Below are 25,289 nucleotides of genomic sequence, written 5' to 3'. Positions count from 1 at the left end.
CGCCCCGGGCGCGGGGGGGGGGGGGCCGGCCGCGCGGGGCGGGGGGGGGCGGGGGGGGGCGCCCCCCCGGGGCCCCCCCCCGGCCGGGTCAGCGGGAGGCGTCCGCGTGGTCCCGGCGCTCCGGGAGCGTCCCGCCCGAGTGCCGGGGCGCGTCCGCGGCCGGGCGCCGGGGCCGCAGCGGCCACCACAGGGACCGGCCCAGGAGCGCCGCCAGCGCGGGCACCAGCACGATCGAGAGCACGAACGCGGAGAGCATGATCCCCAGGGCCGTCGCGAAGCCGATCTGCTGGGTGGACGGGGCCGGGCTGACGGCCAGGCTCCCGAAGGAGGCGGCCAGCACCACGCCCGCCGTCGCGATGGCGGGAGCGGTGTGCCGCACCGCCCGCGCCACCGCCGCGCGGGCCGGACCGGGCCGCTCCATCTCCTCCCGGATGCGGTCGCTGATCAGGATGTTGTAGTCGGTGCCCAGCGCGACCACGAAGAGGAACAGCACCAGCGGAAGCGTGAAGTCCACCCCCGCCCGCCCCAGCGCCTGCTGGAAGACCAGGGTCGAGGCGCCCAGGGTCGCGGCGAAACCGAACCCGACCGCGATCATCAGGACCAGCGGCGCGAGCAGGCTCCGCAACAGCACGACCAGGATCAGCGCGATCAGCGCCGCCGCCACCGGGAAGACCACCCGCAGGTCCTTGTCCACGGCCGCCGCGATGTCGGCGAAGACCGCCGCAGTGCCTCCCACATGGGCCTCGGTCCCGGCCGGCCGGTGCGCGGCGACGGTGTCCCGGACCGGACCCGAGACCAGGTCCCGCGCCTCCTGGAGCTGCGGGGAGGCCGTCAGGAAGAGGTCGATCCGGGCCGCCCCGCGGTCCTCGCTCAGCACGGTGGCGGCCACCTGGCCCACCCCGTCGACCCCGGCCAGCGCCCGGGACAGCCCGCCGAGGCGCTCGGCCGTCAGCGCGGAACCGTCCGGGGCCGTGACGAACACACTGGTCGGGTCCGACACCCCGGCCGGCAGGGCGCGGGAGATCTCGGCCGCGGTGACCGCCGCCGCGGTCCGCTCCCCGGCGCCCGTCTGCCCGTAGTCCATGCGCATCCCGACGAGTCCGGCGGACAGCGCGCCGAGCAGCGCCACCGAGGCGAGGACCAGCATCAGGGGCCGCCGGGCCACCCGCTCGCCCATCCGGGCCGCCGAGCCCGCGCGGTCCTCCCGGTCCAGGGAGCGGGAGGGCCAGAACATCCGGCGCCCGGTGACGGCCAGCAGCGCGGGCAGCAGGGTCAGACTGCCCAGCAGCATCACCAGGACGGACACCGCGATCGCCGGACCCAGGACCCGGAACTGGCCGAAGGTCGCCACCCCGAGCGTGGCGAACGCGGCGACGATGGTCAGCGCCGCCGAGGTGATCGCCGTGCCCACCCGCCCGGCGACCTCGGCCGCCGCCTCGCGGCCGGACTGCTCGGGCCGCGCGCGCAACTGCTCGCGGAAGCGGAAGAGCAGGAAGAGGAAGTAGTCGACGCCGATGCCCACCAGCACCACGTTGATCAGCCCCGGGGTGGACGGCGCCAGCCGCGTCCCCGTCAGCATCGCCGCGCCGATCACCACACCGGCCGCCGCCCCGCCGACGACCGCCACCGCGATCAGCGGCAGCAGCGCCGCCAGGAAGCTGCGGAACACCAGGACGTGCAGGAGCACGATGACGCCGAGCATGACGACACCGATCACCTTCGCGCGGGTCTCCTCGGCGTCGGCGGAGTCCACGCTGTCGGCGAGCCCACCCGTGAACCCCGTCCGCATCCCCGCCTCGGTGAACTCGGCCCGGGCGTGGTCACGGAAGGCCCGGTAGGTGCTCTGGAGCCCGGGATCGGCCGGATTGCCGCTCAGCTCGGCGGAGAGCAGCCGAAAGCTCCGGTCGGGCGCCGTCATGGCCCCGGCGATCTCGGGGACCTGGGAGTGGTCCTGGACGAGGAAGGGCGGCGTGTCCTCGGGCCGGGGCATGGTGACCCGGTACCGGCCCAGCTCCTGCGCCACGGCGTCGATCCGCCGCTCGTCGGCGCCGCTGAGCGCGCCGCCGTCCGCCCGCGCCACCAGCACGGTCAGCGGATTGGCGTCGGGCTCCGCCCCGAACCGCTCCTCGGCGATCCTCAGCGCGGCGGCCGAGTCGTAGGAGGAGGGCAGGAACTCGCCGGTACTGGACTGGGTGGCGCGGAAGACGAAGGCCTGGCCCAGCACGGTCAGCGCGATACCCAGCACGGCCCAGACGGCGATCACCTTCCACGGACTTCTCGTCGAGTATCCGGTCAGGGCGCGGATCACGTTGCTCCTCGGGGTCTGTGCGGTGGCGCCGGGTCCTCCCGGCACGTCCCCAGACCATCAGGCGCGGACCCCCGCGGACATCGGGGCACAGGAGGAACTCCGCCCGGGACCACGGTCCGGTCCCTGCGCCCCGACCAGGACCGCAGTCCCGGTCCACCTCCCCCTCCGGGCCGGTGGCACCGGGCGCGGCCGGTGCCAGAATGGAGCCTGGACGGTCGCGCGAGACCCCGGCACGAGCCGGGCCGGGCGGCCGCGCGGGGGAGGACGGTGACGATGCGCACGGGCGTCGACAGGCTGGCGTGGACACGGAACGAGGCACTGATGGTGGTCGGGGCCGCGGCCCTGGACGTGATCGGCTTCTCCATCGGGTCCCTGCACGAGGGGCGGCCCCTGTCCGTGCCGGTGCTCTTCCTCCTCGTGGCCGCCGGACTCACCCTGCTCGCCCGGCGCGCCCGCCCGGTGACGACGCTCGCGGCCGTGCTGGCCCTGGGCATGGTGATGAACCTGAGCAACCCGATGCCGCCGCACTTCACCGTCGCCCTCGTGGTCGCCCTCTACACGGTCACCAGGACCCGCCGTCCCGCCGTGGTCACGGTGTGCGCCCTCGCCGCCGTGCCGCTGTCCGCCCTCGGCCAGGACGGCGTGCTGCTCCCGTCCGGCTGGATCGTCGCCGGCAACGCCGCCGCCACGCTCCTCGTCGTCGGTACCGCCGTGGCGGTCAACCGCTGGCAGCGGGAGGTCGACGCCAACCGCGTCCTGCTCGCCGACCGGGCGGTGGCCGAGGAACGCCGCCGGATCGCCCGTGAGCTGCACGACATCGTGGCCCACCACATCACCACCATGCAGCTGATGGCGGGCGGGGCACGGGCCAACCTCGCGCACGACCCGGAGGCCTCCCGCGAGGCCCTGGTCACCCTGGAGGGCTCCGGCCGGATGGCGCTGCGCGAGATGCGCCAGCTCCTCGACGTCCTACGGGCCGGGGAGGAACCGGAACAGACCCCGCCGGCTCCGCAGCCCGGCCCCGCGGACCTCGAACGCGTCGTCACCGAATCCCGGCTGGCCGGGACGCGGACGGAGTTCACCGTGGACGGGCCGGTCCGCCCGCTGCCGCCCACCGTCGGCCTCACGGTCTTCCGGATCGTGCAGGAGGCCCTGACCAACACCCGCAAGCACGCGGGCCCCGCCCACGCCCGCGTCCGGCTGTCGTACGGCCCGGACGAGGTCGTCGTGGAGGTGTGCGACGACGGGGCGGGCGCACCGCAGCCCCCGCCCGTACGGCCGGAGTCCCGCACCGGGTACGGTCTGCTCGGCATGCACGAACGCGTCGCCCTCCAGGGCGGGACGCTGGAGACCGGGGCCCTGGCCGGGGGCGGGTTCAAGGTGGCGGCGCGGCTTCCCGCCCCGCGGACACCGGACGCGACCGTGGCCGTGACGGTGGCCGCAGGAGAGGGAGGGGACCGATGATCCGTGTCCTGATAGCCGACGACCAGCCGCTGGTACGGCGGGGCCTGGCCCTGATCCTCGCCCCCGACCCGGAGTTCGAGATCGTGGGCGAGGCCGAGGACGGCGCCCGCGCCGTCGCCCTCGCCTGGGAACTGCGGCCCGACGTGGTCGTCATGGACATCCGGATGCCGGTGCTCGACGGAGTGGGCGCCACCGGGGAACTGGCCCGGATACTCCCCGGTTCCCGGGTCCTGGCCCTCAGCACCTTCGACATGGACGAGTACGTGGTCGCCGCCCTGCGCGCCGGAGCGTACGGCTTCCTGCCCAAGGACGTCTCGCCCGAGGAGCTGATCGCCGCCGTCCGCACCGTCCACGCGGGCGAGGCCGTCGTGGCGCCGAGGCTGCTGACCCGGCTGATCTCCACCTACGTACGGCCCCCCGGCCGGCTCCGCCCGCAGGACGCCGCGCCCCCGGCCGGACCCGCCGCCGAACTCACCCCGCGCGAGCTGGAGATCTGGCAGCTGATGGCGGCCGGACTCGACAACGCCGAGATCGCCCGGGACCGGGACATCAGTGTCTCCACGGTCAAGAACCACATCACCGGGATCTTCGGCAAGCTGGGTGTCCGCGACCGCGCGCAGGCGGTGATCGCGGCCTACGAGTCGGGCCTCGTGGAGGCCGGGCGCCGCGGCGCCTGACCCCGGGGCGCCCCTGACGTCGGAACCCGCAGGAGTGCACAGCTCCGGCCGGCGGGAACCCTGGAGGATCCGTCCGTGCGGATCGGGTCCCGTCCATGGCACAGTGCGACCAGCCCAACCCCCCGACCAGGGAGTCTCCATGCGCGAACCGCACTCCACGCCGCTCGCGGCCGTACCCGGGTGCCTGTCCGAGCCGAGCCCGCTGCCCTGCTGTCCGGTCTGCGGGAGCCCGCCGGACCGCATCTCCTGGCGTCAGCGGCCGGGCCGGCCGGTGACCTTGGTCTTCGACCCCTGCGGCCACCGCTGGTCCTCACCGGCCCCGCCGCTGCTGGCGGTCACCCCGGCTCCGGGAGGCGGCGGCCCGGGAAGATCCGGAGCCGCCCGCTGACGGCGACGGTCCGGGCCCCGTGCCCACGTGACGGCCCGCCACCGGTGCTCCGGGCCGTGGCGGCCGCACCGGGCGTTTCGGCGGCGGGGGAGTCCGCGGGGGACGGGTCGGGGGGCAGGGCATCCCGCCCGTACGCACCGGACGTGTCACCACCGGACGTGTCACCACAGGGCCCTCCCCGCACGGTGGACAGGCCCCACCCATCGTAGGACTCCGTCCCCGGGCGCGGAGCCGGTCGGCCCGCCTTTCTTCCGGCGCGCGCCCCGCACCACCCCGCCCCCGCCCGCACCACCCCGCCCCGGCCCGTGCCACCGGCCCCGTCCGGCCCCGCGGCCTCCGCTGCGTCCTTCCGGAGCCGCGCCGTCACTGGACTGGCCGAACATGACAGAGCACCCGGCCCGCGCACCTGTTAGCAAGAAAGGCGGAGGGCGATACGGAGACTCTCCCCGCACACCTCCCCGAGGAGGCATCCCCATGGACGCAGCGACGCCGGTCCCGGTGGAGGACCCCCCGATCCACATCCTCTGGATCAACGCGGGTCTGAGCTGCGACGGTGACTCCGTCTCCCTGACGGCCGCCATGCAGCCCAGCATCGAGGAGATCGTGCTGGGCGTGCTCCCCGGTCTGCCCAGGATCGCGGTGCACTGGCCCCTGATCGATTTCGAGTGCGGCCCCGTCGGCGGCGCGGACACCTTCATCGAATGGTTCTTCAAAGGGGAACGGGGCGAGATCGACCCCTTCGTGCTGGTCGTGGAAGGGTCGATCCCGAACGAGAAGATCAAACCCGAAGGCTACTGGTGCGGTTTCGGCGACGACCCGGAGACCGGCCAGCCCATCACCACCAGCGAGTGGCTCGACCGGCTGGCCCCCAAGGCCCTCGCCGTCGTCGCCATCGGCACCTGCGCCACCTACGGCGGCATCCACGCCATGGAGGGCAACCCGACCGGCGCCATGGGCGTCCCCGACTACCTGGGCTGGGACTGGAAGTCCCACGCGGGCATCCCGATCGTGTGCGTGCCGGGCTGCCCGATCCAGCCGGACAACTTCTCCGAGACCCTCACCTACCTGCTCTACCAGGCGGCGGGTTCGGCCCCGATGATCCCGCTGGACGACAAGCTCCGCCCCACCTGGCTCTTCGGCAACACCGTCCACGAGGGCTGCGACCGCGCCGGCTACTACGAGCAGGGCCAGTTCGCCCACACCTACGACTCCCCGAAGTGCCTGGTCAAACTCGGCTGCTGGGGCCCGGTCGTCAAGTGCAACGTCCCCAAGCGCGGCTGGATGAACGGCATCGGCGGCTGTCCGAACGTCGGCGGCATCTGCATCGCCTGCACCATGCCCGGCTTCCCCGACAAGTTCATGCCGTTCATGGACGAACCTCCCGGGGGCAAGGTCTCCAGCGCCGCCAGCGGGGCGTACGGGGCGGTGATCCGCAGGCTGCGGGCGATCACGGCCCACACCGTGGACGAGGAGCCCAAGTGGCGCCGCACCGGCGAGCAGCTGACCACCGGCTACCGCCCGCGCTGGTGACCTCCCCGCAGTCCCCGCCCGGTCCACCCCCGCCCGGTCCACCCCCGCCCGGTCCACCCCCGTCCAGTTCACGCCCGGTTCCTCCCGCACCGAAGAAGGGTCACGGCAGACACGATGGCACCGAAGACGAAGACGGCCGGTGACGGCAGCGGCCTGGTGGAGATGGCCTGGGACCCGATCACCCGGATCGTGGGCAGCCTCGGCATCCACACGAAGATCGACTTCAAGCAGAAGCGGGTCGCCGAGTGCTACAGCACCTCGTCGGTCTTCCGCGGCTACAGCGTCTTCATGCGGGGCAAGGACCCCCGCGACGCCCACTTCATCACCAGCCGCATCTGCGGGATCTGCGGCGACAACCACGCCACCTGCTCCGTCTACGCGCAGAACATGGCCTACGGGGTGAAGCCGCCCCACCTCGCCGAGTGGATCATCAACCTCGGCGAGTCGGCGGAGTACATGTTCGACCACAACATCTTCCAGGAGAACCTGGTCGGGGTCGACTACTGCGAGAAGATGGTCCGCGAGACCAACCCCGGTGTACTGGAGCTGGCCGAGCGCACCCAGGCCCCGCACGCCGGCGAGCACGGCTACCGCACCATCGCCGACATCATGCGCTCGCTCAACCCCATCGAGGGCGAGTTCTACCGCGAGGCCCTCCAGGTCAGCCGCTACACCCGCGAGATGTTCTGCCTGATGGAGGGCCGCCACGTGCACCCCTCCACGCTCTATCCGGGCGGCGTCGGCACCATCGCCTCCGTCCAGCTCTTCACGGACTACATGAGCCGCCTCATGCGGTACGTCGAGTTCATGAAGCGCGTCGTCCCCCTCCACGACGACCTCTTCGACTTCTTCTACGAGGCCCTGCCCGGGTACGAGGAGGTCGGCCGCCGCCGGGTGCTGCTCGGCTGCTGGGGCGCGCTCAACGACCCCGAGCACTGCGACTTCACGTACGCCAACATGACGGACTGGGGACGGAAGATGTTCGTCACCCCGGGCATCGTCGTCGACGGCAAACTGGTCACCAACGACCTCACCGAGATCAACCTCGGCATCCGCATCCTGCTGGGCAGCTCGTACTACGACGACTGGGAGGGCCAGGAACAGTTCGTCACCCACGACCCGCTCGGCAACCCGGTCGACCCCCGCCACCCCTGGAACCAGCACACCATCCCCGCCCCGCAGAAGCGGAACTTCGACGACAAGTACAGCTGGGTGATGTCCCCGCGCTGGTTCGACGGCAAGGACCACCTCGCCCTCGACACCGGCGGCGGCCCCCTCGCCCGGCTCTGGTCCACCGCCCTGTCCGGGCTGGTCCACACCGACTACGTCCAGGCCACCGGGCACAGCGTCGTCATCACCCTGCCGCGCACGATGACCAAACCGGAGACCCGCTTCGAGTGGAAGATCCCGAAGTGGAGCAACGCGCTGGAACGCAACCGCGCCCGCACCTACTTCCAGGCGTACGCCGCCGCCATCGCGCTGCACTGCGCCGAGAAGGGCCTCGCCGAGGTCCGCGCCGGACGCACCCGGACCTGGGAGAAGTTCGAGGTGCCGGACGAGTCCATCGGCGTCGGCTTCACCGAGGCCGTACGGGGCGTCCTCTCGCACCACATGGTGATCCGCGACGGCAAGATCGCCAACTACCACCCCTACCCGCCGACCCCGTGGAACGCGAGCACCCGCGACACCTTCGGCACCCCCGGGCCGTACGAGGACGCCGTCCAGAACACCCCGATCTTCGAGGAGAACACCCCGGAGAACTTCAAGGGCATCGACATCATGCGGGCCGTGCGCAGCTTCGACCCCTGTCTGCCGTGCGGGGTCCACATGTACGTGGGCGACGGCAAGAAGATCGAACGGACCCACCTGCCCACCGGCCTGAGCGGGTTCGGCGGATGAGCGCGGCAGCCGACGCCCAGCAGGCCGGACACCGGGTCGAGGAGGTGCTCGACCGCCTCGCCGCCACCGGCGACCGGGAGGTGTGCGCGGCGGCCGAGGAACTGGTCCGCGTCCTCATGGACTTCTACGGCGCCGGGCTCGCCCGGATCGTGGAACACCTCGGCGGCCCGGCGGACGCCCCCCGTCCCGGGTCCCGGACCGCGCTTCCCCCGGCGCTCCCGCCCGCCCTGCTCGACGACGAACTCGTGGCGAGCCTGCTGACCCTGCACCACCTCCACCCCGAGGACGTCGGCACCCGGATCGACCGCGCCCTCACGAGCGCGGGGAACGCCCTGGAACCCCTCGGCTTCGACGAGGCCACCGGCACCCTGCGGCTGCGCCCCGCACCCGGCGCGGGCGGCTGCGGCTGCTCCTCCGCCACGGAGGTCCCCGCGGCCACCCGGGACCTCCTCGCCTGCTACGCGCCCGAGGTGACCACGGTCGAACTGGCCCCGGCCGGCCCCCCGCCGCTGCCCCTGCTCCAGATCGGCACCCGCCCGCACACCCCGGCGCGGGTGCCGTGAGCGGGCCGACGCCGGGCACGCCCGGCACACCCGGCACGCGCGGCCTGCGGCGGTTCACCGGCCCGCGCCCGCCCCGCCCCGAGCGCTGCGAACTGTGCGGGGTGAGCGTGCCCGAGGAGGGCCACCGCCACCTGGTGGAGACCGAGCGCCGCGCCCTGGTCTGCGCCTGCACCGCCTGCGCCCTGCTCTTCGACCGGCCGGGCGCCGCCACCGGGCGGTTCCGGGCGGTCCCCGGCCGCTACCTCACCGACCCCGGCCACCACCTGGACGACACCGCCTGGGAACGCCTCCAGATCCCGGTCGGCGTCGCGTTCTTCTTCCGCAACGCCGCGCTCGACCGCCTGGTCGCCCTCTACCCGAGCCCGGCCGGAGCCACCGAGAGCGAACTCTCCCCGGACACCTGGCAGGAGGTGCTCGGGACCAGCCGCCTGGCCGGGCTCCTGGAACCCGACGTGGAGGCGCTGCTGCTGCGCCGCTCCGAGGGCCGCGCCGAGATCCATCTGGTGCCGATCGACATCTGCTACGAACTGGTGGGACGGATGCGACTGCTGTGGCACGGCTTCGACGGCGGCGCGGAGGCCCGCGCCGCCCTGCGGAGCTTCTTCGAAGAGGTCGGGCGACGGTCCAGGGTCCCGGCGGAGGCACACCGGCCATGACGGACCTCGCCTTCACCTGCACCGGCGTCCGCGCCGACCCGTACGCCGCCGGCCCCACCCTCGTCTTCCGGCTGCGGATCACCGCGGCCGACGACGCCCGGGTGCACGCCCTCGCCCTGCGCTGCCAGATCCGCGTAGAACCGGCCCGGCGCGGATACGGGCCCGCCGAGGCCGCGGGTCTGGCCGACCTGTTCGGCGCACGCGCGCGCTGGGGCACCACGCTCCAGCCCGTGCAGTTCGCCCAGGTCGCGCTCATGGTCCCCAGCTTCACCGGGGAGACCGAGACCGACCTGACCGTGCCCTGCACCTACGACATGGACATCGCGGCGAGCCGGTACTTCGGCGCGCTGGAGGACGGCGAGGCCCCGCTGCTGATGCTGTTCTCCGGCACGGCCTTCACCGGCGACGGCGGCTTCCGCGTCGAACCCGTGCCCTGGGACCGCGAAGCCTCGTACCGGATGCCGGTCGCCGTCTGGCACGAGATGGTCGAACAGCACTTCCCGGGCTGCGGCTGGCTGCGGCTGCCCCGCGACGCCATGGACGCGCTGCTCGCCTTCCGCTCGCGCCACGCGCTGGCCTCCTGGGAGGCCACCGTGCGCGCCCTGCTCGACGCGGCCGCCCGCACCGAGCCCGCGCCCCCGGGCCCCGTCCGGCTCGGCGCCGTACTGCCGCGTGTCACCGAGAGGACGGCGCCGTGACCACCACCAGCACCGGAACGGAAACCAGCACCGGAACGGAAACCAGCACCGGCACGGAAACCAGCACCGGCACGGGAAGCACCACGGGCACGGAAACCACCACGGGCGCGGGTGCGGCGGTCGCCGCCCGTTTCGCCGCCGCCCGGCAGGTGGCCGACACCGTCCTCTTCGAGGGGTACGTGCTCTACCCCTACCGGGCCTCCGCGGCCAAGAACCGGCTGCGCTGGCAGTTCGGCGTCCTGGTCCCGCCCGCGTGGAGCGCGGTGCAGGAGGAACACGCCCTCCAGCAGACCGAGATCCTGATGGAACCGAAGGGCGCGGCGGCCCTCGCCGTCGAACTGCGCTTCCTGCACGCCCAGCGGCGCACGGTCCAGCGGGCCCTGGCGGACGGCACGTTCGAGGACACCGCCGCGCTGCACCTGCCCGACCGCGTCCTCGTCCCGTGGGACGAGGGGGCCGAGGAACGGGTCGGGGTGAGCGTCCCGGTCGCCGCGCTCACCGGCGAGGGGATCACCGTCCCCTTCACCCGCCCGGCCCGCGAGGAGACCGAGACCGTCCACGACGGCGAGGGCCGGCCGGTGGGCAGGCTGGTACGGCGCACCGAGGCGGTCCACGGCGTCCTACGGCTGCGCACGGTGGAACTCGACGTGCCCTACCGGGCCCTGCGGCTCACGGCGGTGGTGGAGAACACCAGCCCGTGGGGACCGGACCCCGGCGGCCCCGCCGACCGAGACGCGGCCCTGCCCCGTTCGCTGGTCGCCGTCCACCTCCTGCTGGGCCTCGACGCCGGTTCCTTCCTGTCGATGACCGACCCGCCCGAGTGGGCCGAGGGCGCCGTCGCGGCCTGCGTCAACCGGCACACCTGGCCCGTCCTCGCGGGCGGGCCCGGCCGGGCCGATGTGGTCCTCTCCTCGCCGATCATCCTGGAGGACCACCCGGCCGTAGCCCCCGAGAGCGCCGGAGCCATGTACGACGCCACCGAGATCGACGAGATCCTCGCGCTGCGCACCGCCGCCCTGACGGACCAGGAGAAACGCGAGGCCCGGGGCACCGACGCCCGCGCCGCCGCCGTGATCGACCTCGCCGACTCCCTGCCGCCCGAGGTCCTCGAACGCCTGCACGGCGCGGTGCGCGCGCTGCGCGGGATCACCGGCCCGGACGAGCCCCCCGACCCCCTCCCCGACCCCCTCCCCGGACCTGCCGCCGGGGCGGCCGTGTTCCGGCCGGACACCCCCTGGTGGGACCCGGCCCACGCGGACCCCGCCGACCCGGTGCGCGACCGGGTCCCCGTCGACGGCGTCCTGGTGGGCGCGGGCAGCCGGGTCCTGCTGCGGCCCGGACCGCGCCGTAGCGACGCCCAGGACCTCTTCCTCCAGGGCCGCGCCGCCCTGGTCGAGGCCGTCCTGCACGACGTCGACGGGGGAGTCCACCTCGCCGTCACCGTGGAGGGCGACCCGGGCGCCGACATCCGCCGGGAACAGGGCCGGTTCCTCTACTTCCGGCCCGACGAGGTCACCCCCCTGGAGGACGCGTGAACACCAGGACCCTGGTCGCCGGCATCGGCAACGTCTTCCTCGGCGACGACGGCTTCGGCGTCGAGACCGTACGGAGCCTGGCCGGGCACCCGCTGCCGCCCGGCGCGGAGGTGGTGGACTTCGGCGTCCGCGGGGTCCACCTCGCCTACCAGCTCCTCGACGGCTACGACACGCTCGTCCTGGTCGACGCCACCGCCCGCGGCGGCGCCCCCGGCACCCTCTACCTGATCGAGGCCGGCCCGTCCGGGGTACCCGGCCCCGCGGGCGCCGCCGTCCTCGACGGGCACCACATGACCCCCGACACGGTCCTGGCCCTCCTGGGCACCCTGTGCGCGGGCACCGGCTCCACCCCGCCCCGCCGCACCCTGGTCGTCGGCTGCGAACCCGCCCGCACCGAGGAGGGCATCGGCCTGAGCCCGCCGGTGGCCGCCGCGGTGCCCGGCGCCGTACGGATGGTCCTGGAGCTGCTCCACGACGGCCCGGGCGCGGGCGAGAGGCCCCGCCGCGAACTGAGGAGAACCCCATGAAGAAGGCCCTCGTCGGCGGGGCGACCCTCGCCGCCCTCCTCGCCGTGCTCGCGCAGATCCTTCCCGATATCAAGCGCTACCTCCGGATGCGCCGGATGTAAGGGGATGTAACAGGAAACATCCGGCATCGACCGAATGGTGTACGGGACGGGGCCCACCCCGGCGTGCCCGCCCGCACCGCCCCCGTCCCGCCGGTCTAATGAGCCCCGGCAGGACGGAGTCCGATGCACGAGATGTCGATCGCCCTGGCCGTCGTGGACCAGGTGGAGGAAGCGGCCGGGGCCGCCGGGACGGGCGCCGTCACCCGGGTCCGGATGCAGGTCGGAGAGCTTGCGGGAGTGGTCCCCGACGCCCTGGCCTTCTGCTTCGAACTGGCCTGCGCGGGAACCGTCCTCGACGGCGCCGAGCTCGTCATCGAATCCGTCACCGCCCGCGCCCGGTGCGCGTCCTGCCCGGACGTCTGGGCGGTCGGCGTCCCTCCCGACCTGTGCTGCCCCGGCTGCGGCGGGGCGACCGGCGTCGAGCTGCTCTCGGGCCGTGAACTGCGGATCGTCAGCGCCGACCGGGAGGACGGCCCCGCCCCCGCGCGTACCCGTGAACCGATCCCCGAGGAGCGCTGAACCATGTGCCGAGTGGTCGACCTGCGACAGGCGGTACTCGCCAAGAACGACGCGGCGGCGCACACCCTGCGTACCGAACTCACCGCCCGGGCAACCGTGGTCGTCAACCTGCTCTCCAGCCCCGGCAGCGGCAAGACGGCCCTGCTGGAACGCGAACTGCTCCTCGCCCGCGAGCGCGCGGTGGCCGTCGCCGCGCTCACGGCCGACCTGGCCACCGAGAACGACGCCCTGCGGCTGGCGCGCTCCGGCGTACCGGTCAGACAGGTGCTCACCGACGGGCTCTGCCACCTGGAGGCGGCCATGCTCCGCCGCCACCTGGACGGATGGCTGCCCGAGGAGACCCGGCTCCTCTTCGTGGAGAACGTCGGCAACCTGGTCTGCCCGGCCTCCTACGACCTCGGCGAGTCCTTGCGGGTGGTCCTCGCCTCGGTGACCGAGGGGGAGGACAAGCCCCTGAAGTACCCCACCGCCTTCGGTACGGCGCAGCTGGTGGTGATCACCAAGACGGACATCGCGGAGGCCGTCGGCTTCGACGAGGCCGCCTTCCGCGCCCACGTCCAGCAGGTCAACCCCGGGGTGGAGGTGGTACGGACCTCCGCCCGCTCGGGCGAGGGCGTGGGCCTGCTCCTGGACCGGGCACTGGCCGTCGCCTCGGGCGCCCGGACGCACACCCCGGTCATGGCCGCCCGGCAGCCGCACGGCCACCCCGACGTCCCCGACCACGAGCACGAGCACAGCCACGGACCCGACCACGACCACGGTCACGACCACGTGCATCCGCATCCGCACCCGGACGAGCATCCCGCCCTGCCGCAGACCCGCTGATGGAAGCGGTACAACGCCGCCGGGTCACCGTCCGGGGCGTGGTGCAGGGCGTCGGCTTCCGCCCCTACGTGTACACCCGCGCCACCGGACTCGGCCTCGCCGGGCACGTCACCAACACCCCGGAAGGCGTCGTCGCGGAGGTCGAGGGCGCCCCGGCGGCCGTCTCGCGGTTCTGCGACCGGCTCGCGGCGGAAGCACCCCCGCTCGCAGTGGTCGACGCCGTCGACCACTGCGAGGTACCGGCCTCGGGCGGCGCCGGATTCACCATCGTCGCCTCCCGCACCGGCGGCCCCGCCCGCACGCTCGTCCCCCCGGACGTGGCCACCTGCGCCGACTGCCTCGCCGAACTCGCGGACCCCGCCGACCGGCGCCACCGCCACCCCTTCATCACCTGCACCCACTGCGGGCCGCGCTTCACCATCGTCACCGGACTGCCCTACGACCGGGCCCACACCACCATGGCCCGCTTCCCGATGTGCCCCGACTGCGCCCGCGAGTACGCGGACCCGCGCGACCGGCGCTTCCACGCCCAGCCGGTCGCCTGCCCGGCCTGCGGCCCCCGGCTGCGCCTGCTCGCCGGGAACCCGCCCCGCGAGGTGCCCGGCCCCGACCCCGTCGCCGGGGCCCGGCGGCTGCTGGCCGCCGGGGCCGTCCTCGCGGTGAAGGGGCTCGGCGGCTACCACCTCGCCTGCGACGCCACCGATGACGCCGCCGTGACCGCACTGCGCCACCGCAAGGCCCGCGGGGACAAACCCTTCGCCCTGATGGTCCGCGACCTCGCCGAAGCCGGGCGCCTCGTACGGACCGGCCCCCAGGAACGCGCCCTGCTCACCGGCGCCGTCCGGCCCGTCGTGCTGCTGCGCCGCCGCACCGGCTCCCGGGGCCCGGCCGCGGCCGTCGCCCCGGGCTGCCCCGACCTCGGCGTGATGCTCCCGTACACCCCCCTGCACCACCTGCTGCTCGGCCTGCCCGGGGACCCGCCCGGCCCCCGCCTGCTCGTCATGACCAGCGGAAACCTCGCGGGCGAGCCCATCGTCACCGACGACGACGAGGCCCTGGAGCGGCTCGCCCCCCTCGCCGACGCCTGGCTCACCCACGACCGCCCGATCCACGTCCCCTGCGACGACTCGGTGGTACGCGTCGTCGACGGCGAACCGCTGACCGTGCGCCGCGCGCGCGGCTACGCCCCGCTGCCCCTCACCCTGCCCCTGCCGGTCCCCGCCACCCTCGCCACCGGCGGAGACCTCAAGAACACCTTCTGCCTCGGCGAGGGCCGCCGGGCCTGGCTCTCCGCCCACATCGGCGACATGGACGACCTCGCCACGCAGGACGCCTTCACCCGGGCCGAGCGGCAACTGGAGTCCCTCACCGGAGTGAGCCCCGCCCTGCTCGCCGCCGACCGGCACCCCGGCTACCGCTCCGCCCGCTGGGCCCTGCGCCACGCGGGCACCCGGCCGGTGGTCCGGGTCCAGCACCACCACGCGCACATCGCCTCCGCCCTGGCCGAACACGGCCTGGACGGCAGCCGCCGGGTGATCGGCGTCGCCTTCGACGGCACCGGCTACGGCGACGACGGCGCGGTCTGGGGCGGCGAGGTCCTCCTCGCCGACTACACCGGCTACACCCGCTTCGCCCACCTCGCGTACGTGCCGCTCCCGGGCGGTGACGCCGCCGTGCGCCGGCCGTACCGGATGGCCCTGGCCCACCTGCGCGCCGCGGGCCTGGCCTGGAGCCCCGACCTGCCCTGCGCGGCGGCCTGCCCCGACGACGAACTGCGCGTCCTGCGCACCCAGCTGGACCGGGAGCTGCACTGCGTCCCGACCTCCAGCATGGGCCGCCTCTTCGACGCGGTCTCCTCCCTCGCGGGCGTCTGCCACCGCGCCGGGTACGAGGCCCAGGCGGCGATCGAGCTGGAGTCCGCCGCGCTCACCGCGGCCGGGGAGGGCGGCCCCGGCCACCCCTTCGCCCTGCGCGTGCCCGCGCCGGGCGCCGCCTGTCCGGTCCTCGCCGACCCGTCCCCGGTCCTCGCCGCGGTGGTCGCCGACCTCCGCGCGAAAACCCCCGCCGCCCTGATCGCGGCCCGCTTCCACACCTCGGTGGCCACCCTCGTCGTCCGGCTCTGCGCACTCGCGCGCGAACGGCACGGCCTGGACACCGTCGCCCTGACCGGCGGCGTCTTCGCCAACGCCCTGCTCTCCTCGGCCTGCGCCACCGGACTGCGGGACCAGGGCTTCACCGTACTGCGCCACCACCGGGTCCCCCCGAACGACGGGGGGCTGGCACTCGGCCAGCTCATGGTGGCGGCGGCTTCGCGCGTCACGGAACACCCACAGCGAGGAGAGTCCCATGTGCCTGGCGGTACCCGGGAAAGTGATTGACATCGGGGAGCAGGACGGCACCCGCATGGCGACCGTCGACTTCGGCGGCGTGGTCAAGGAGGTCTGCCTGGAGTACCTGCCGGACCTCCAGGTCGGCGAGTACGCCATCGTCCACGTCGGATTCGCCCTGCAACGGCTGGACGAGGAGTCGGCGCTGCGGACCCTCGCGCTCTTCTCCCGGCTCGGCACGCTCCAGGAGGAGTTCGCGGACCCGTGGGAACTGGCGGCGCAGGCCGGCGACTCCCCCTGGCCCTTCGACGAGGACGCACCGCAGGAGGCTCAGCAGTGAAGTACATCGACGAGTTCCAGGACCCGGCCCTGGCGCGCCGGCTGCTCGACGACATCCACGCCACCGTGACCCGCCCCTGGGCGCTGATGGAGGTCTGCGGCGGCCAGACCCACACCATCATCCGGCACGGGATCGACCAACTCCTCCCGGATCTCATCGAGTTGATCCACGGCCCGGGCTGTCCGGTCTGCGTCACCCCGCTGGAGGTCATCGACAAGGCCCTGGAGATCGCCTCCCGCCCCGACGTGATCTTCTGCTCCTTCGGGGACATGCTCCGCGTCCCGGGAACCGGCCGGGACCTCTTCCAGGTGCGCAGCGAGGGCGGCGACGTACGGGTGGTCTACTCCCCGCTGGACGCCCTGCGGATCGCCCGGCAGAACCCCGGGCGCGAGGTGGTCTTCTTCGGCATCGGCTTCGAGACCACCGCACCGCCCAACGCCATGACGGTCCACCAGGCGAAACGGCTGGGCATCCCCAACTTCAGCCTGCTGGTCTCGCACGTGCGGGTGCCCCCGGCGATCGAGGCGATCATGCAGTCGCCGAGCTGCCGGGTCCAGGCGTTCCTCGCCGCCGGGCACGTGTGCAGCGTCATGGGGACGGCCGAGTACCCGGAGCTGGCCGCCCGCCACCGCGTCCCGATCGTCGTGACGGGCTTCGAACCGCTGGACATCCTCGAAGGCGTCCGCCGCGCCGTACGGCAACTCGAACGCGGTGAGCACACCGTCGAGAACGCCTACGCGCGCGCCGTCCGCCCGGAGGGCAACCCGGCCGCCCTCGCCATGCTGGAGGACGTCTTCGAGGTCACCGACCGGGCCTGGCGCGGGATCGGGGTCATCCCCGGCAGCGGCTGGCGGCTCTCCCCGCGCTACCGGGAGTACGACGCCGAACACCGCTTCTCGGTGACCGGCATCGACACCCGCGAGCCCGCCGAGTGCCGCAGCGGCGAAGTCCTCCAGGGGCTGATCAAACCGAACGCCTGCGAGGCGTTCGGCACCACCTGCACCCCGCGCAACCCCCTCGGCGCCACGATGGTGTCCAGCGAGGGCGCCTGCGCCGCGTACTACCTCTACCGGCGGCTGGAACTCACACCGGTCGCCGCGGGTGCCCCGGCCGCCCGCCACACCCCGGCCACCGGGACCCCGGCGGCCCTCGCGACGCTGGAGGCGAGCCCCGTTGCCTGAGACCACCCTCGACGTCACCGGCTGGACCTGTCCGGCCCCCCTGCGTGACCGGCCCCGCGTGGTGATGGGCCACGGCGGCGGCGGCGCGCTCTCCGCCGAACTGGTCCAGCACCTCTTCGCACCCGCCTTCGGCGGCGAGGTCCTCTCCCAGCTCGGCGACTCCGCCGCCGTCTGCCTGGGCGGCGTCAAGCTCGCCTTCTCCACCGACTCCTACGTCGTGCGGCCCCTGTTCTTCCCCGGCGGCTCCATCGGTGACCTGGCGGTCAACGGCACCGTCAACGACCTGGCCATGAGCGGGGCCCGGGCCGCCTACCTGTCCTGCGGGTTCATCCTCGAAGAGGGCGTCGAACTCTCGGTGGTGGCACGGGTGGCCGAAGCCCTCGGCGCCGCCGCGCGGACCGCCGGGGTGGAGGTGGCCACCGGGGACACCAAGGTCGTCGAGACGGGCCACGGCGACGGCGTGTACATCAACACCGCGGGCATCGGGCTGATCCCGCGGGGGGTGGACCTGCGCCCGCAGCGCGTCGTCCCCGGCGACGTCGTGATCGTCAGCGGCGAGATCGGGCTCCACGGCATCGCGATCATGAGCGTGCGCGAGGGGCTGGAGTTCGGTGTGGACGTGGAGAGCGACACCGCGGCCCTCGGCCCCCTCGTCGGGGCCATGCTCGCCGTCACCCCCGACCTGCACGTCCTGCGCGACCCCACCCGCGGCGGCCTGGCCGCCTCCCTCAACGAGATCGCCGCCGCCTCCGGGGCCGGTGTCGTCGTCCACGAGGGCCGGGTCCCGGTCCCCGGGGCCGTCGCGAACGCCTGCGCGATCCTCGGCCTCGACCCGTTCTACGTGGCCAACGAGGGCAAACTCGTCGCCTTCGTCCCCCGCGAGCACGCCGAAGCCGTCCTCGACGCCATGCGCGCCCACCCGCTGGGCCGCCACGCGGCGGTGATCGGCGAGGCGGTGGAGGCCCACCCGGGCCTGGTCGTGGCCCGCACGGGCCTCGGCGGCACCCGGGTGGTCGACCTGCCGATCGGGGAACAGCTCCCGCGCATCTGCTGAACCCGCCGCGCCCCTGCCGTGCCCCTGCTGTGCCCCCGCGACCGGCCCGCCCCGGTGCGCGGGCCACCGCAGGGGCGCCGCAGACCGGGACGGAGCGGGCCGCACGGGGGATGATGGAGTAGTCGGCCGGGACGAGCCGCTCCCCGGCGGCGAGCGACCGGGCGAGGAGGAGGTGTACCTGCCATGGCGGAGCACGACGGCGGTCCGTCGGCACGGAATCTGGAGGAGGGCCGGCTGCTCAAGGAGCTGGAGGCCATCCACCGCACACGTCACGAGACCCTCCTGCACGGGTCCGACGACGCCCTGGTCACCCACACCCAGCGGATGAACGAGCTGGAGCACGAGTACGTGCGCCGTCACCCGCAGCGGGCCAAGATCGCGGGCCGCACCCGCTCGGGCGCCCGCGCCCGGAGCGGCGACGACACGGACCGCACCGACGCGGACCGGACCGTCCCCGGCGCCCACGCCCACGGCGGCGGGGAGCCCCCGACAGGCTGACCCCTGACCCCTGACCCCTGACGCCTGACGCCACGCGTCCCGGGCCGGTCCGCCCTGCGCCCGCCCGGGGCGCCGCCCGGGTGTACCCGGGCCCGCCGGACACCTGCCCCTCCGCGCCCGGCCGAATTCCGAGCCCCCGACGCCCCCGGCGCCCCCGACGCCCTGAGCGGGTGAAGGGCTGAGGGCTGAGGGCTGAGGGCTGGGGTCGGCGCGCGCACGCGGCCGTCACCACCGGGCGCCGCCCACCCGCACACCTGCCGCCCCGTCACCCCGCTTCGGCACGGGCCGGGTCGCCGCCGCGAGACCACGTGCGGCGCGCGCGGCGGTGTCCACCGCTCCCCGGTATCCGTCCGTCAGGCCCGCGCGGCGCCCCGCGCCCATTGCGCGCGCCCGGCACGCCACTTACGTTGGGCAACCCGTTTCCGTACGCATGTGCGTACGAGGGATGTCCGCGCGCCCAACTCCCCTTCACCGGAGCCCACTTCATGAACGCACTCCGCCCTCCGGCCGACCGCCGGGCGGTTCGCCCGGCCCTGCGCACGGCCGTCGCGCTGGCCGGGGCCGTCGCCGTGCTCCTGGCCGCCGCACCCGCCGCACCCGCCGCCGCCGGGGTCCCCGGGGGCCCCGGGACACACTCCCTGGTGGAAGTCGAGATACCCGGGCCGGAGCACGGTGGCGACGCCGGATCGGGGCACGTCCGGGTACCGGCCGACAGCGGCCGGGCGGCGACCGCGCCCCGCCTCTCCGAGGCCGGGCGGGCGGCCGACGGCCAGGTCACCAAGGTGATCGACAACGGCCCCACCACCGACCGCCTCGACGTCGTCGTCATCGGCGACGGCTACACCGCCGCCGAACTGGCACGCTTCCGTACCGACGCCGAGGAGAAATGGGCCGAGGTGACGGCCGTCGAGCCGTACACCAGCTACCGGAACCTCTTCAACGTCTGGACGGTCGACGCCGTCTCCCCCGAGTCGGGCGTCTCGGGCGACCCCGGCCCGGACACCGTCCGGGACACGGCCCTGGGCAGCCACTTCTGGTGCCAGGAGATCGAGCGGCTGCTCTGCGTGGACCGGCCCAAGGTCGACGCGTACGTGGCGAAGGCGCCCGAGGCCGACCTCGTCGTCGTGCTGGCCAACAGCGCCAAGTACGGCGGCGCGGGCTACAACGAGCCCAGCGCCACCCTCGGTTACGAGGGGGTGGCGACCGCCTCGGCCGGTCACCCGAAGTCCGGCCAGGTCGCCCTCCACGAGACGGGCCACTCGCTGGGCAAACTGGCCGACGAGTACTTCTACCCCGGTGTCCCGGAGTACGAGAGGTACTCCGGCCCCGAACCCGCCGACTCGAACAGCTCCACGCTGACCGCCGACGGGATGGCCGGGCAGCGGGCCAAGTGGCACCGCTGGCTCGGGGAACCGTCCCCGGACGGCTCCCCGGTCGGCGCGTACGAGGGCGGCGGCTACTTCGTCAGCGGCCTGTACCGGCCCACCGACGCCTCGCTCATGCGCGTCCTGGGCAAGCCCTTCAACCTTCCCGGCGTCGAGGCGATGATCGCCGGTTTCTACCGGCACGCACGGATCGTCACCCCGCTCACGCCCGCCGCCCGTACCCTGCGGGTGCGCGACACCGCCAGGGTCTCGGTGCCCCGGCTGGCCACCCCGGACGGGCGGCAGCCCGAGATCCGCTGGTACCTGGACGGCAGGGAACTGAAGCGGTTCGCGGGCCGCACCGAGGTGCGGGTGGCGGAGCTGTGGCTCCTCGACCCGCGCACGCACCGGCTGACCGTCACCGCCGAGGACCGGACGGCCTCGGTGCGCGACCCGGGGCTCGCCCGCACCCTGCGGTCCACGGCCGAGTGGAACGTCCGGTTCTGAGCCCGGGCCCCGGCCCCGGCGGCTCAGACCCCGGCCGCGTACCGCCAGAAGTCGTGCGTGAAGGCGGGCGAGGCCGGGCCGCCCAGCTCCAGCTGGGTCAGCAGGACGGCGACGGTGCCGGTGGAGGGGATGATGTGGGCCGTCGTCCCGGTGCCGCCGATCCAGCCGTAGCGGCCCGGCACGTTCCAGGGGTCGCGCGCGGTGACGTCGACCGACCCGCCGAAGCCCCAGCCCTGCCCCTCCAGGAAGAGTTCGCCGCCCGCGCGCTGGGCCGGGGTGAGCCGGTCGGTGGTCATCCGCCGCACCGAGCGGGCCGGGAGCAGCCGACGCCCTCCGGCGGTCCCTCCGGCGAGCAGCATCCGGCCGAAGGCGTGACAGTCGGCGGCGGTCGAGACCAGCCCGCCGCCGCCCGACGGGAAGGCGGGCAGACTGCTCCACTGGCCGTCCGGGGCGTCCGGCGTCCGGACGACCACGGGGGACGCCAGTTCCGGCAGCCACGGCCCGACCGGGTCGTCCAGGGCGATCAGGCCGTCCTCGACGAGCATCAGGGCCGCCGCCGCGGTGACGGGCGCATGGTGTGCCTTCCCCGGACGGGGCCGGCCGGACCGACCCTCGGAACGAAACGCTGTCGCACGGGCCCCTCACCGGCCCGGCACCGCGGGCCCGGGCGTCTCCGGCAAGGGCCGGGCAAGATCCGGAAGAGACGGCCTACTCGGAGATGATGCCGGTGATCACCGGCTCCCCCAGGGGCACGGACCCGGGGGCGAGCCCCGCCTCCCGCAGCGCGGCCGAGGCGAGGTCACGGGCCTTGCGCTCCGCCGCCGCGGCGTCGGCGGCCTCCACCTCCAGATGGAGGCTGAAGGCGGACGACCCGGAGTAGAAGGAGAGGATCTCCAGGTCCTCCGCGCCCGGCCCGCCGGTACCGCGCGGATCGGCCGGGCGCAGGGCCCCGACCAGCGTGGAGCGGGCCTCGGGGGTCAGTTCGGTCAGGAGGGTGCCGGGAACGGTGACGACGTAGACGGTCATGGATGAGCGTTTGCCCGGCGGGGCCGGACGGAACCGCGTACCACCCGTCAGGCGCAGCGCGCACCGCCCGGAGATCACCTGTCCGGCCGCCGGAACACCCGCCCGGCCCGCCGGTCCCGCCCCCGGACGGCTCAGTCCGGGGGCGCCGTCAGGGAGGCGGTGAGGGTGAACAGGGCTCCGTCCGGGTCCCGCAGCGCCACCCACCGGTCGGTGCGGTTCTCGTTGACGGCGGAGACGGTGTTCGCGCCGAGGGCGAGCGCCGCCTCCACGGCCGGTCCGAGCCGGGGGACCCGGAAGTGGACGTGCCAGCGCGGCCGGGTGTACGGGGAGTAGGCGCCCGCCTCGACGGGACCGCTGTCGAGGCGGGCCACGGCCTCGCCCGCCCGCCTCAGGACCACCTGGTCCTCCTCGTACGAGACCTCGCAGCCCCCGGTCCGGCCGGTGGCCCACTCCAGCACCGCACCGTAGAACAGCGCCGCGTCGAAGGCGTTGCGGGTGCGCAGCTCCAGCCAGGCGGGGGCGCGGTCCTCGCCCACCCGCCAGTCGGAGAAGACGGCGCCCTCCCAGATCCCGAACACCGCGCCGTCCGGGTCGGCGACGAGCGCCGCGCGTCCGCCGGGGGAGAAGGAGACCGGGCCGACCGCGATCGTGCCGGTGCGCTCCCGGACCCGGTCCACCGCCACATCGGCGTCCGCGACGGCGAAGTACGGGGTCCAGGCCACCGGCAGCGCCAGGTCCACGGCCAGCGCCCCGATGCCCGCCACCGGCACCCCGTCCAGCTCCGCCACCGAGAACGCCTCGCCGAGCCGGTCCGGCCGGAAGGTCCAGCCGGTCACCGCCCCGTAGAAGCGCTGGGCCGCGCCCAGGTCGCGCGCGGTCAGGCTCACCCAGCACGGGGCCCCGAAGACCTCCCTCGTCGACAGCTTCACCGCTCGTACCGCCCTTCGTCCACCGGGTCCGGTGCGCCCCGCCCGCCCCCCGCGGTCGCACCGCCGTACCCGGACCCGCCTGCCCGTACACGTCACAAGCCATATACGCACAAAAGGGTAGGAGCGGTGGACCGGTCCCGCACCGCGACGAGGGCGCGCCGCACCCGCTACCGCCGGTAGACGCGCAGGCCGGACACCTCGTACGCCATCTCCGTGACGCCCGGCGCGGGCGCCGGATGGTAGCGCCCGGCGCTGACGGACAGGTTGACGATCAGGTAGGCGTGCCAGCCGCGGCCCACGCCCCTGCCGTCCGAGAACACCCGGACGCCGTTGACCCACCAGACGACCGAGGACCGTCCGAACTCCACCCGCAGGTCCACCCAGGCGCCGGGGCGGACGGCCGGGTCCCGGTAGTAGCGGTTCCCGGAGCGGACGTGGTTGGACAGCTCCAGCAGATCCGGGTTGTCGGGGTGGTACTCGAAGACGTCGACCTCCTGGCCGCCGTCGCGCCAGGTCCAGACGGCCGGCCACGCCCCCGTCTCGACGGGCAGCCGCACCCGTGTCTCCAGCACGTCCCCGGTGCGCACCTGGAAGCCGTCGGCGCTGCCCTCCGTGGTGAGGAGCCCGGCGTCCCAGTCGCCGTCCGGACGCAGGGTGGCCCGGAAGGAGCCGCAGCGGCTGTACGAGGCGTCGGGGACCAGGTGGTCCAGCTTGTTGTCCCCGGGGTTGACCGGACCGCCGCCCGGGTACGCCCAGGACCGGCCGGCGACCCACTGGGAGGCCGAGGTGAAGTCTGCGGTGAAGACCGGAACCCGGCCGGGGTCGGGGACAGGGCCGGGCGCGGGTGCGGGGACGGTGGGGCCGGGTGGGGGTGCGGGGGCTTCTGCGGCGGCGACGGCCCCCGGGGCGCCGACGCCGAGGCGTCGCAGGAGGGTCCGAAGCCGGCCGGTGGATGCTGGGAGCATGCTGTTCCTCCGAGGGGGTGGAGCGTCCCGTCGGACAGGTTCTGCCCGGGCCACCCGCGCCCATGCCGATCCGCTGACGTCAGGTGACCTTCCGGTCGCACGGAGCGATGCTAGTGCTGTGGCCGGAAAGGTTCACACCACCGTCACCGGATGCCGTACGACCGCGTCGAAGAGGTAGCCCTGCGTGTTGTGGACGGCCGTCTCCGGCTGCGTCCGCCCGGTCGCGTCGGTGGCCCGCGCCAGCAGGGCGGTCGCACCCGTGGCCCGCGGGGTCCACGGCACCGACCAGCGCACCCAGCTGCCCCGGCACGGCGTGTCGCGCAGGTGCGCCCGCCGCCACCGGGCGCCGCCGTCGGTACTGACCTCCACCCGGCGCACCGGGGCCGCGCCCGACCAGGAACGCCCGGTCAGCAGCCGCGTCCGGTCCACGGCCACGGTCGCGCCCAGCTCCAGCTCGAAGGCGCTCTTGAGCGTCTGCCGGGTCAGCGGGGCACTGCCCTCCGCGGGGTGCGCGGGCCCGAAGAGCCGGTAGAGGTCGGTGTTCCACGGCGTGTACAGCGGCGAGGCGCTCACCTCGATGTCCCCGACCCACTTCACCGAGGAGATTCCGATCCAGTCCGGCACCACCACCCGCACCGGCCCCCCGTGGTCGGGCGGCAGCGGCTCCCCGTTCATCCCGTACGCCAGCAGGACGTCGTCCAGCGCCTTCGCCACCGGCAGCGGGCGCCGCACCCGCCCCAGGTTCACCCCGTTCGCCACCACCTCGTCGTCCAGGCCCCGGGGCAGGACGTCGACGGCGTCCCCGCCCACACCCGCCCGCCGCAGCACGTCCGACAGCCGCGCCCCGCGCCAGCGCGCGACCCCGATCGCCCCCAGCGTCCACGCCGTGCCGCTGACCGGCTGCCCCTGCTGCGAGGCGTAGAAGCTGCGCCCGTTGCCCGCGCACTCGACGAACAGCGTCCGCTCGACGGCGGGCAGCGCGCGCAGCTGGTCGTACGAGAACTCCACCGGCCCGTCCGTCAGCCCGTCGCCCCACACCGTCAGCCGCCACGCGTCCGCCTCGATCCGCGGGGTCGAGGTGTGGTTGCGGACGAAGAACCGGTCGACGGGGGTCAGCGGCCCGGTGCCGCGCAGCGCCGCGAAGTTCGTCTCCGCGTTGGTGCCCCGCACGGTGAACAGCTCGGGCGGCAGCGGTTTGACCACGCCGGGCCCGGCCGCGGCGGCCCCGGCCGTCCCCGCCGCGCCCAGGCCCAGGGGCCCGGCCGCGGCGCCCGCCGCGAAGAGCCTGAGCAGGTCACGGCGGTCCACCCCGGCCGAGCGGGCCCGGCCGCGGGCCCACTGCCGCAGGCGCGCGCGGTCGTACGTGCTCTCGTCGGACGGGTCGAAAGGCATGGCGGGACACTCCTCG

General features: G+C 74.6%; 24 protein-coding genes and 1 pseudogene. 19 read left to right on the top strand and 6 right to left on the bottom strand.

All coding sequences use genetic code 11. From position 1 onward, the window contains the following. Positions 1 to 88 precede the first annotated feature (88 nt). Positions 89 to 2,308 carry an MMPL family transporter gene (locus ACIA5F_RS06240; RefSeq protein WP_399349696.1) on the bottom strand — a complete coding sequence of 740 codons (2,220 nt, stop codon included), beginning with the start codon at positions 2,306 to 2,308 and terminating at the stop codon, positions 89 to 91. A 273-nt stretch (positions 2,309 to 2,581) separates the two neighbouring features. Between ACIA5F_RS06240 and ACIA5F_RS06235 the strand changes: the two genes are divergently transcribed. From ACIA5F_RS06235 to ACIA5F_RS06145, 19 genes are all read left to right on the top strand, one after another. After that, positions 2,582 to 3,772 (top strand): sensor histidine kinase, encoded by a 1,191-nt coding sequence (locus tag ACIA5F_RS06235; protein ID WP_399350227.1) that lies wholly within the window; start codon positions 2,582 to 2,584, stop codon positions 3,770 to 3,772. Further along, positions 3,769 to 4,449 (top strand): response regulator, encoded by a 681-nt coding sequence (locus tag ACIA5F_RS06230; RefSeq protein WP_399349694.1) that lies wholly within the window; start codon positions 3,769 to 3,771, stop codon positions 4,447 to 4,449. Before ACIA5F_RS06235 ends, ACIA5F_RS06230 begins: the two co-directional genes overlap by 4 nt. A gap of 139 nt (positions 4,450 to 4,588) precedes the next feature. Then, positions 4,589 to 4,837: a hypothetical protein gene (locus ACIA5F_RS06225; protein WP_399349692.1), complete on the top strand. Its 249-nt coding sequence runs from the start codon at positions 4,589 to 4,591 to the stop codon at positions 4,835 to 4,837. Positions 4,838 to 5,311: 474 nt separating this feature from the next. Further along, positions 5,312 to 6,367: a hydrogenase expression protein HypE gene (locus tag ACIA5F_RS06220; protein WP_399349691.1), complete on the top strand. Its 1,056-nt coding sequence runs from the start codon at positions 5,312 to 5,314 to the stop codon at positions 6,365 to 6,367. Positions 6,368 to 6,481: 114 nt separating this feature from the next. Further along, entirely contained in the window at positions 6,482 to 8,266 is a 1,785-nt protein-coding gene (locus tag ACIA5F_RS06215) for a nickel-dependent hydrogenase large subunit (RefSeq protein WP_399349689.1), read from the top strand. Next, entirely contained in the window at positions 8,263 to 8,829 is a 567-nt protein-coding gene (locus ACIA5F_RS06210; RefSeq protein ID WP_399349688.1) for a hypothetical protein, read from the top strand. Before ACIA5F_RS06215 ends, ACIA5F_RS06210 begins: the two co-directional genes overlap by 4 nt. After that, positions 8,826 to 9,485 (top strand): DUF5947 family protein, encoded by a 660-nt coding sequence (locus tag ACIA5F_RS06205; protein WP_399349686.1) that lies wholly within the window; start codon positions 8,826 to 8,828, stop codon positions 9,483 to 9,485. Before ACIA5F_RS06210 ends, ACIA5F_RS06205 begins: the two co-directional genes overlap by 4 nt. Beyond that, positions 9,482 to 10,183: a DUF6084 family protein gene (locus ACIA5F_RS06200; RefSeq protein ID WP_399349684.1), complete on the top strand. Its 702-nt coding sequence runs from the start codon at positions 9,482 to 9,484 to the stop codon at positions 10,181 to 10,183. Before ACIA5F_RS06205 ends, ACIA5F_RS06200 begins: the two co-directional genes overlap by 4 nt. A gap of 149 nt (positions 10,184 to 10,332) precedes the next feature. After that, positions 10,333 to 11,718: a hypothetical protein gene (locus ACIA5F_RS06195; protein WP_399350225.1), complete on the top strand. Its 1,386-nt coding sequence runs from the start codon at positions 10,333 to 10,335 to the stop codon at positions 11,716 to 11,718. After that, a complete protein-coding gene (locus ACIA5F_RS06190) occupies positions 11,715 to 12,245 on the top strand; it encodes a hydrogenase maturation protease (protein ID WP_399349681.1) in 531 nt (176 codons plus the stop codon). The genes ACIA5F_RS06195 and ACIA5F_RS06190 overlap by 4 nt, the downstream gene beginning before the upstream one ends. Continuing rightward, positions 12,242 to 12,346, top strand: a complete 105-nt coding sequence (locus ACIA5F_RS06185) for a DUF6893 family small protein (RefSeq protein WP_399349679.1) — start codon at positions 12,242 to 12,244, stop codon at positions 12,344 to 12,346. The genes ACIA5F_RS06190 and ACIA5F_RS06185 overlap by 4 nt, the downstream gene beginning before the upstream one ends. Positions 12,347 to 12,469: 123 nt before the next feature. Then, on the top strand, positions 12,470 to 12,865 hold the full coding sequence (locus ACIA5F_RS06180) for a hydrogenase maturation nickel metallochaperone HypA (protein WP_399349678.1): 396 nt from the start codon (positions 12,470 to 12,472) through the stop codon (positions 12,863 to 12,865). A 3-nt stretch (positions 12,866 to 12,868) separates the two neighbouring features. Next, positions 12,869 to 13,690 carry a hydrogenase nickel incorporation protein HypB gene (gene hypB, locus ACIA5F_RS06175; RefSeq protein WP_399349676.1) on the top strand — a complete coding sequence of 274 codons (822 nt, stop codon included), beginning with the start codon at positions 12,869 to 12,871 and terminating at the stop codon, positions 13,688 to 13,690. After that, complete coding sequence (gene hypF, locus ACIA5F_RS06170) at positions 13,690 to 16,068, top strand: carbamoyltransferase HypF (RefSeq protein WP_399349674.1); 2,379 nt, start codon at positions 13,690 to 13,692, stop codon at positions 16,066 to 16,068. The genes hypB and hypF overlap by 1 nt, the downstream gene beginning before the upstream one ends. Further along, positions 16,037 to 16,357 (top strand): HypC/HybG/HupF family hydrogenase formation chaperone, encoded by a 321-nt coding sequence (locus ACIA5F_RS06165; RefSeq protein WP_399349672.1) that lies wholly within the window; start codon positions 16,037 to 16,039, stop codon positions 16,355 to 16,357. Before hypF ends, ACIA5F_RS06165 begins: the two co-directional genes overlap by 32 nt. Further along, a complete protein-coding gene (gene hypD / locus ACIA5F_RS06160; protein ID WP_399349670.1) occupies positions 16,354 to 17,538 on the top strand; it encodes a hydrogenase formation protein HypD in 1,185 nt (394 codons plus the stop codon). The genes ACIA5F_RS06165 and hypD overlap by 4 nt, the downstream gene beginning before the upstream one ends. After that, positions 17,531 to 18,592, top strand: coding sequence for a hydrogenase expression/formation protein HypE (gene hypE, locus ACIA5F_RS06155; protein WP_399349668.1), 1,062 nt, complete (start codon positions 17,531 to 17,533; stop codon positions 18,590 to 18,592). The genes hypD and hypE overlap by 8 nt, the downstream gene beginning before the upstream one ends. A 183-nt stretch (positions 18,593 to 18,775) precedes the next feature. Beyond that, positions 18,776 to 19,090 (top strand): DUF6158 family protein, encoded by a 315-nt coding sequence (locus ACIA5F_RS06150; RefSeq protein ID WP_399349666.1) that lies wholly within the window; start codon positions 18,776 to 18,778, stop codon positions 19,088 to 19,090. 485 nt (positions 19,091 to 19,575) lie between these two features. After that, complete coding sequence (locus tag ACIA5F_RS06145; protein ID WP_399349664.1) at positions 19,576 to 20,961, top strand: M64 family metallopeptidase; 1,386 nt, start codon at positions 19,576 to 19,578, stop codon at positions 20,959 to 20,961. Positions 20,962 to 20,984: 23 nt separating this feature from the next. Here the strand turns inward: ACIA5F_RS06145 and ACIA5F_RS06140 are convergent. The 5 genes and pseudogenes from ACIA5F_RS06140 to ACIA5F_RS06120 all read right to left on the bottom strand — a co-directional run. After that, a pseudogene (locus tag ACIA5F_RS06140) lies at positions 20,985 to 21,416 on the bottom strand (serine hydrolase); the annotation flags it as partial. Between the two features lie 253 nt (positions 21,417 to 21,669). Next, the gene (locus ACIA5F_RS06135) at positions 21,670 to 21,987 is read right to left on the bottom strand and encodes a hypothetical protein (RefSeq protein WP_399349663.1); all 318 of its coding nucleotides are present in this window, start codon (positions 21,985 to 21,987) and stop codon (positions 21,670 to 21,672) included. A gap of 131 nt (positions 21,988 to 22,118) precedes the next feature. Beyond that, a complete protein-coding gene (locus ACIA5F_RS06130; RefSeq protein WP_399349661.1) occupies positions 22,119 to 22,916 on the bottom strand; it encodes a VOC family protein in 798 nt (265 codons plus the stop codon). Positions 22,917 to 23,083: 167 nt separating this feature from the next. Then, the gene (locus ACIA5F_RS06125; protein WP_399349659.1) at positions 23,084 to 23,881 is read right to left on the bottom strand and encodes a beta-glucanase; all 798 of its coding nucleotides are present in this window, start codon (positions 23,879 to 23,881) and stop codon (positions 23,084 to 23,086) included. A gap of 132 nt (positions 23,882 to 24,013) precedes the next feature. Beyond that, the gene (locus tag ACIA5F_RS06120) at positions 24,014 to 25,273 is read right to left on the bottom strand and encodes a sulfite oxidase (RefSeq protein ID WP_399349658.1); all 1,260 of its coding nucleotides are present in this window, start codon (positions 25,271 to 25,273) and stop codon (positions 24,014 to 24,016) included. Between the last annotated feature and the right edge of the window lie 16 nt (positions 25,274 to 25,289).

Origin of the sequence: Streptomyces sp. NPDC051567 (assembly GCF_044454165.1) — a bacterium.
Taxonomy (GTDB): domain Bacteria; phylum Actinomycetota; class Actinomycetes; order Streptomycetales; family Streptomycetaceae; genus Streptomyces.
Note: the sequence above shows the minus strand (reverse complement) of the source record. Positions and strands in the feature narration are given on the sequence as shown.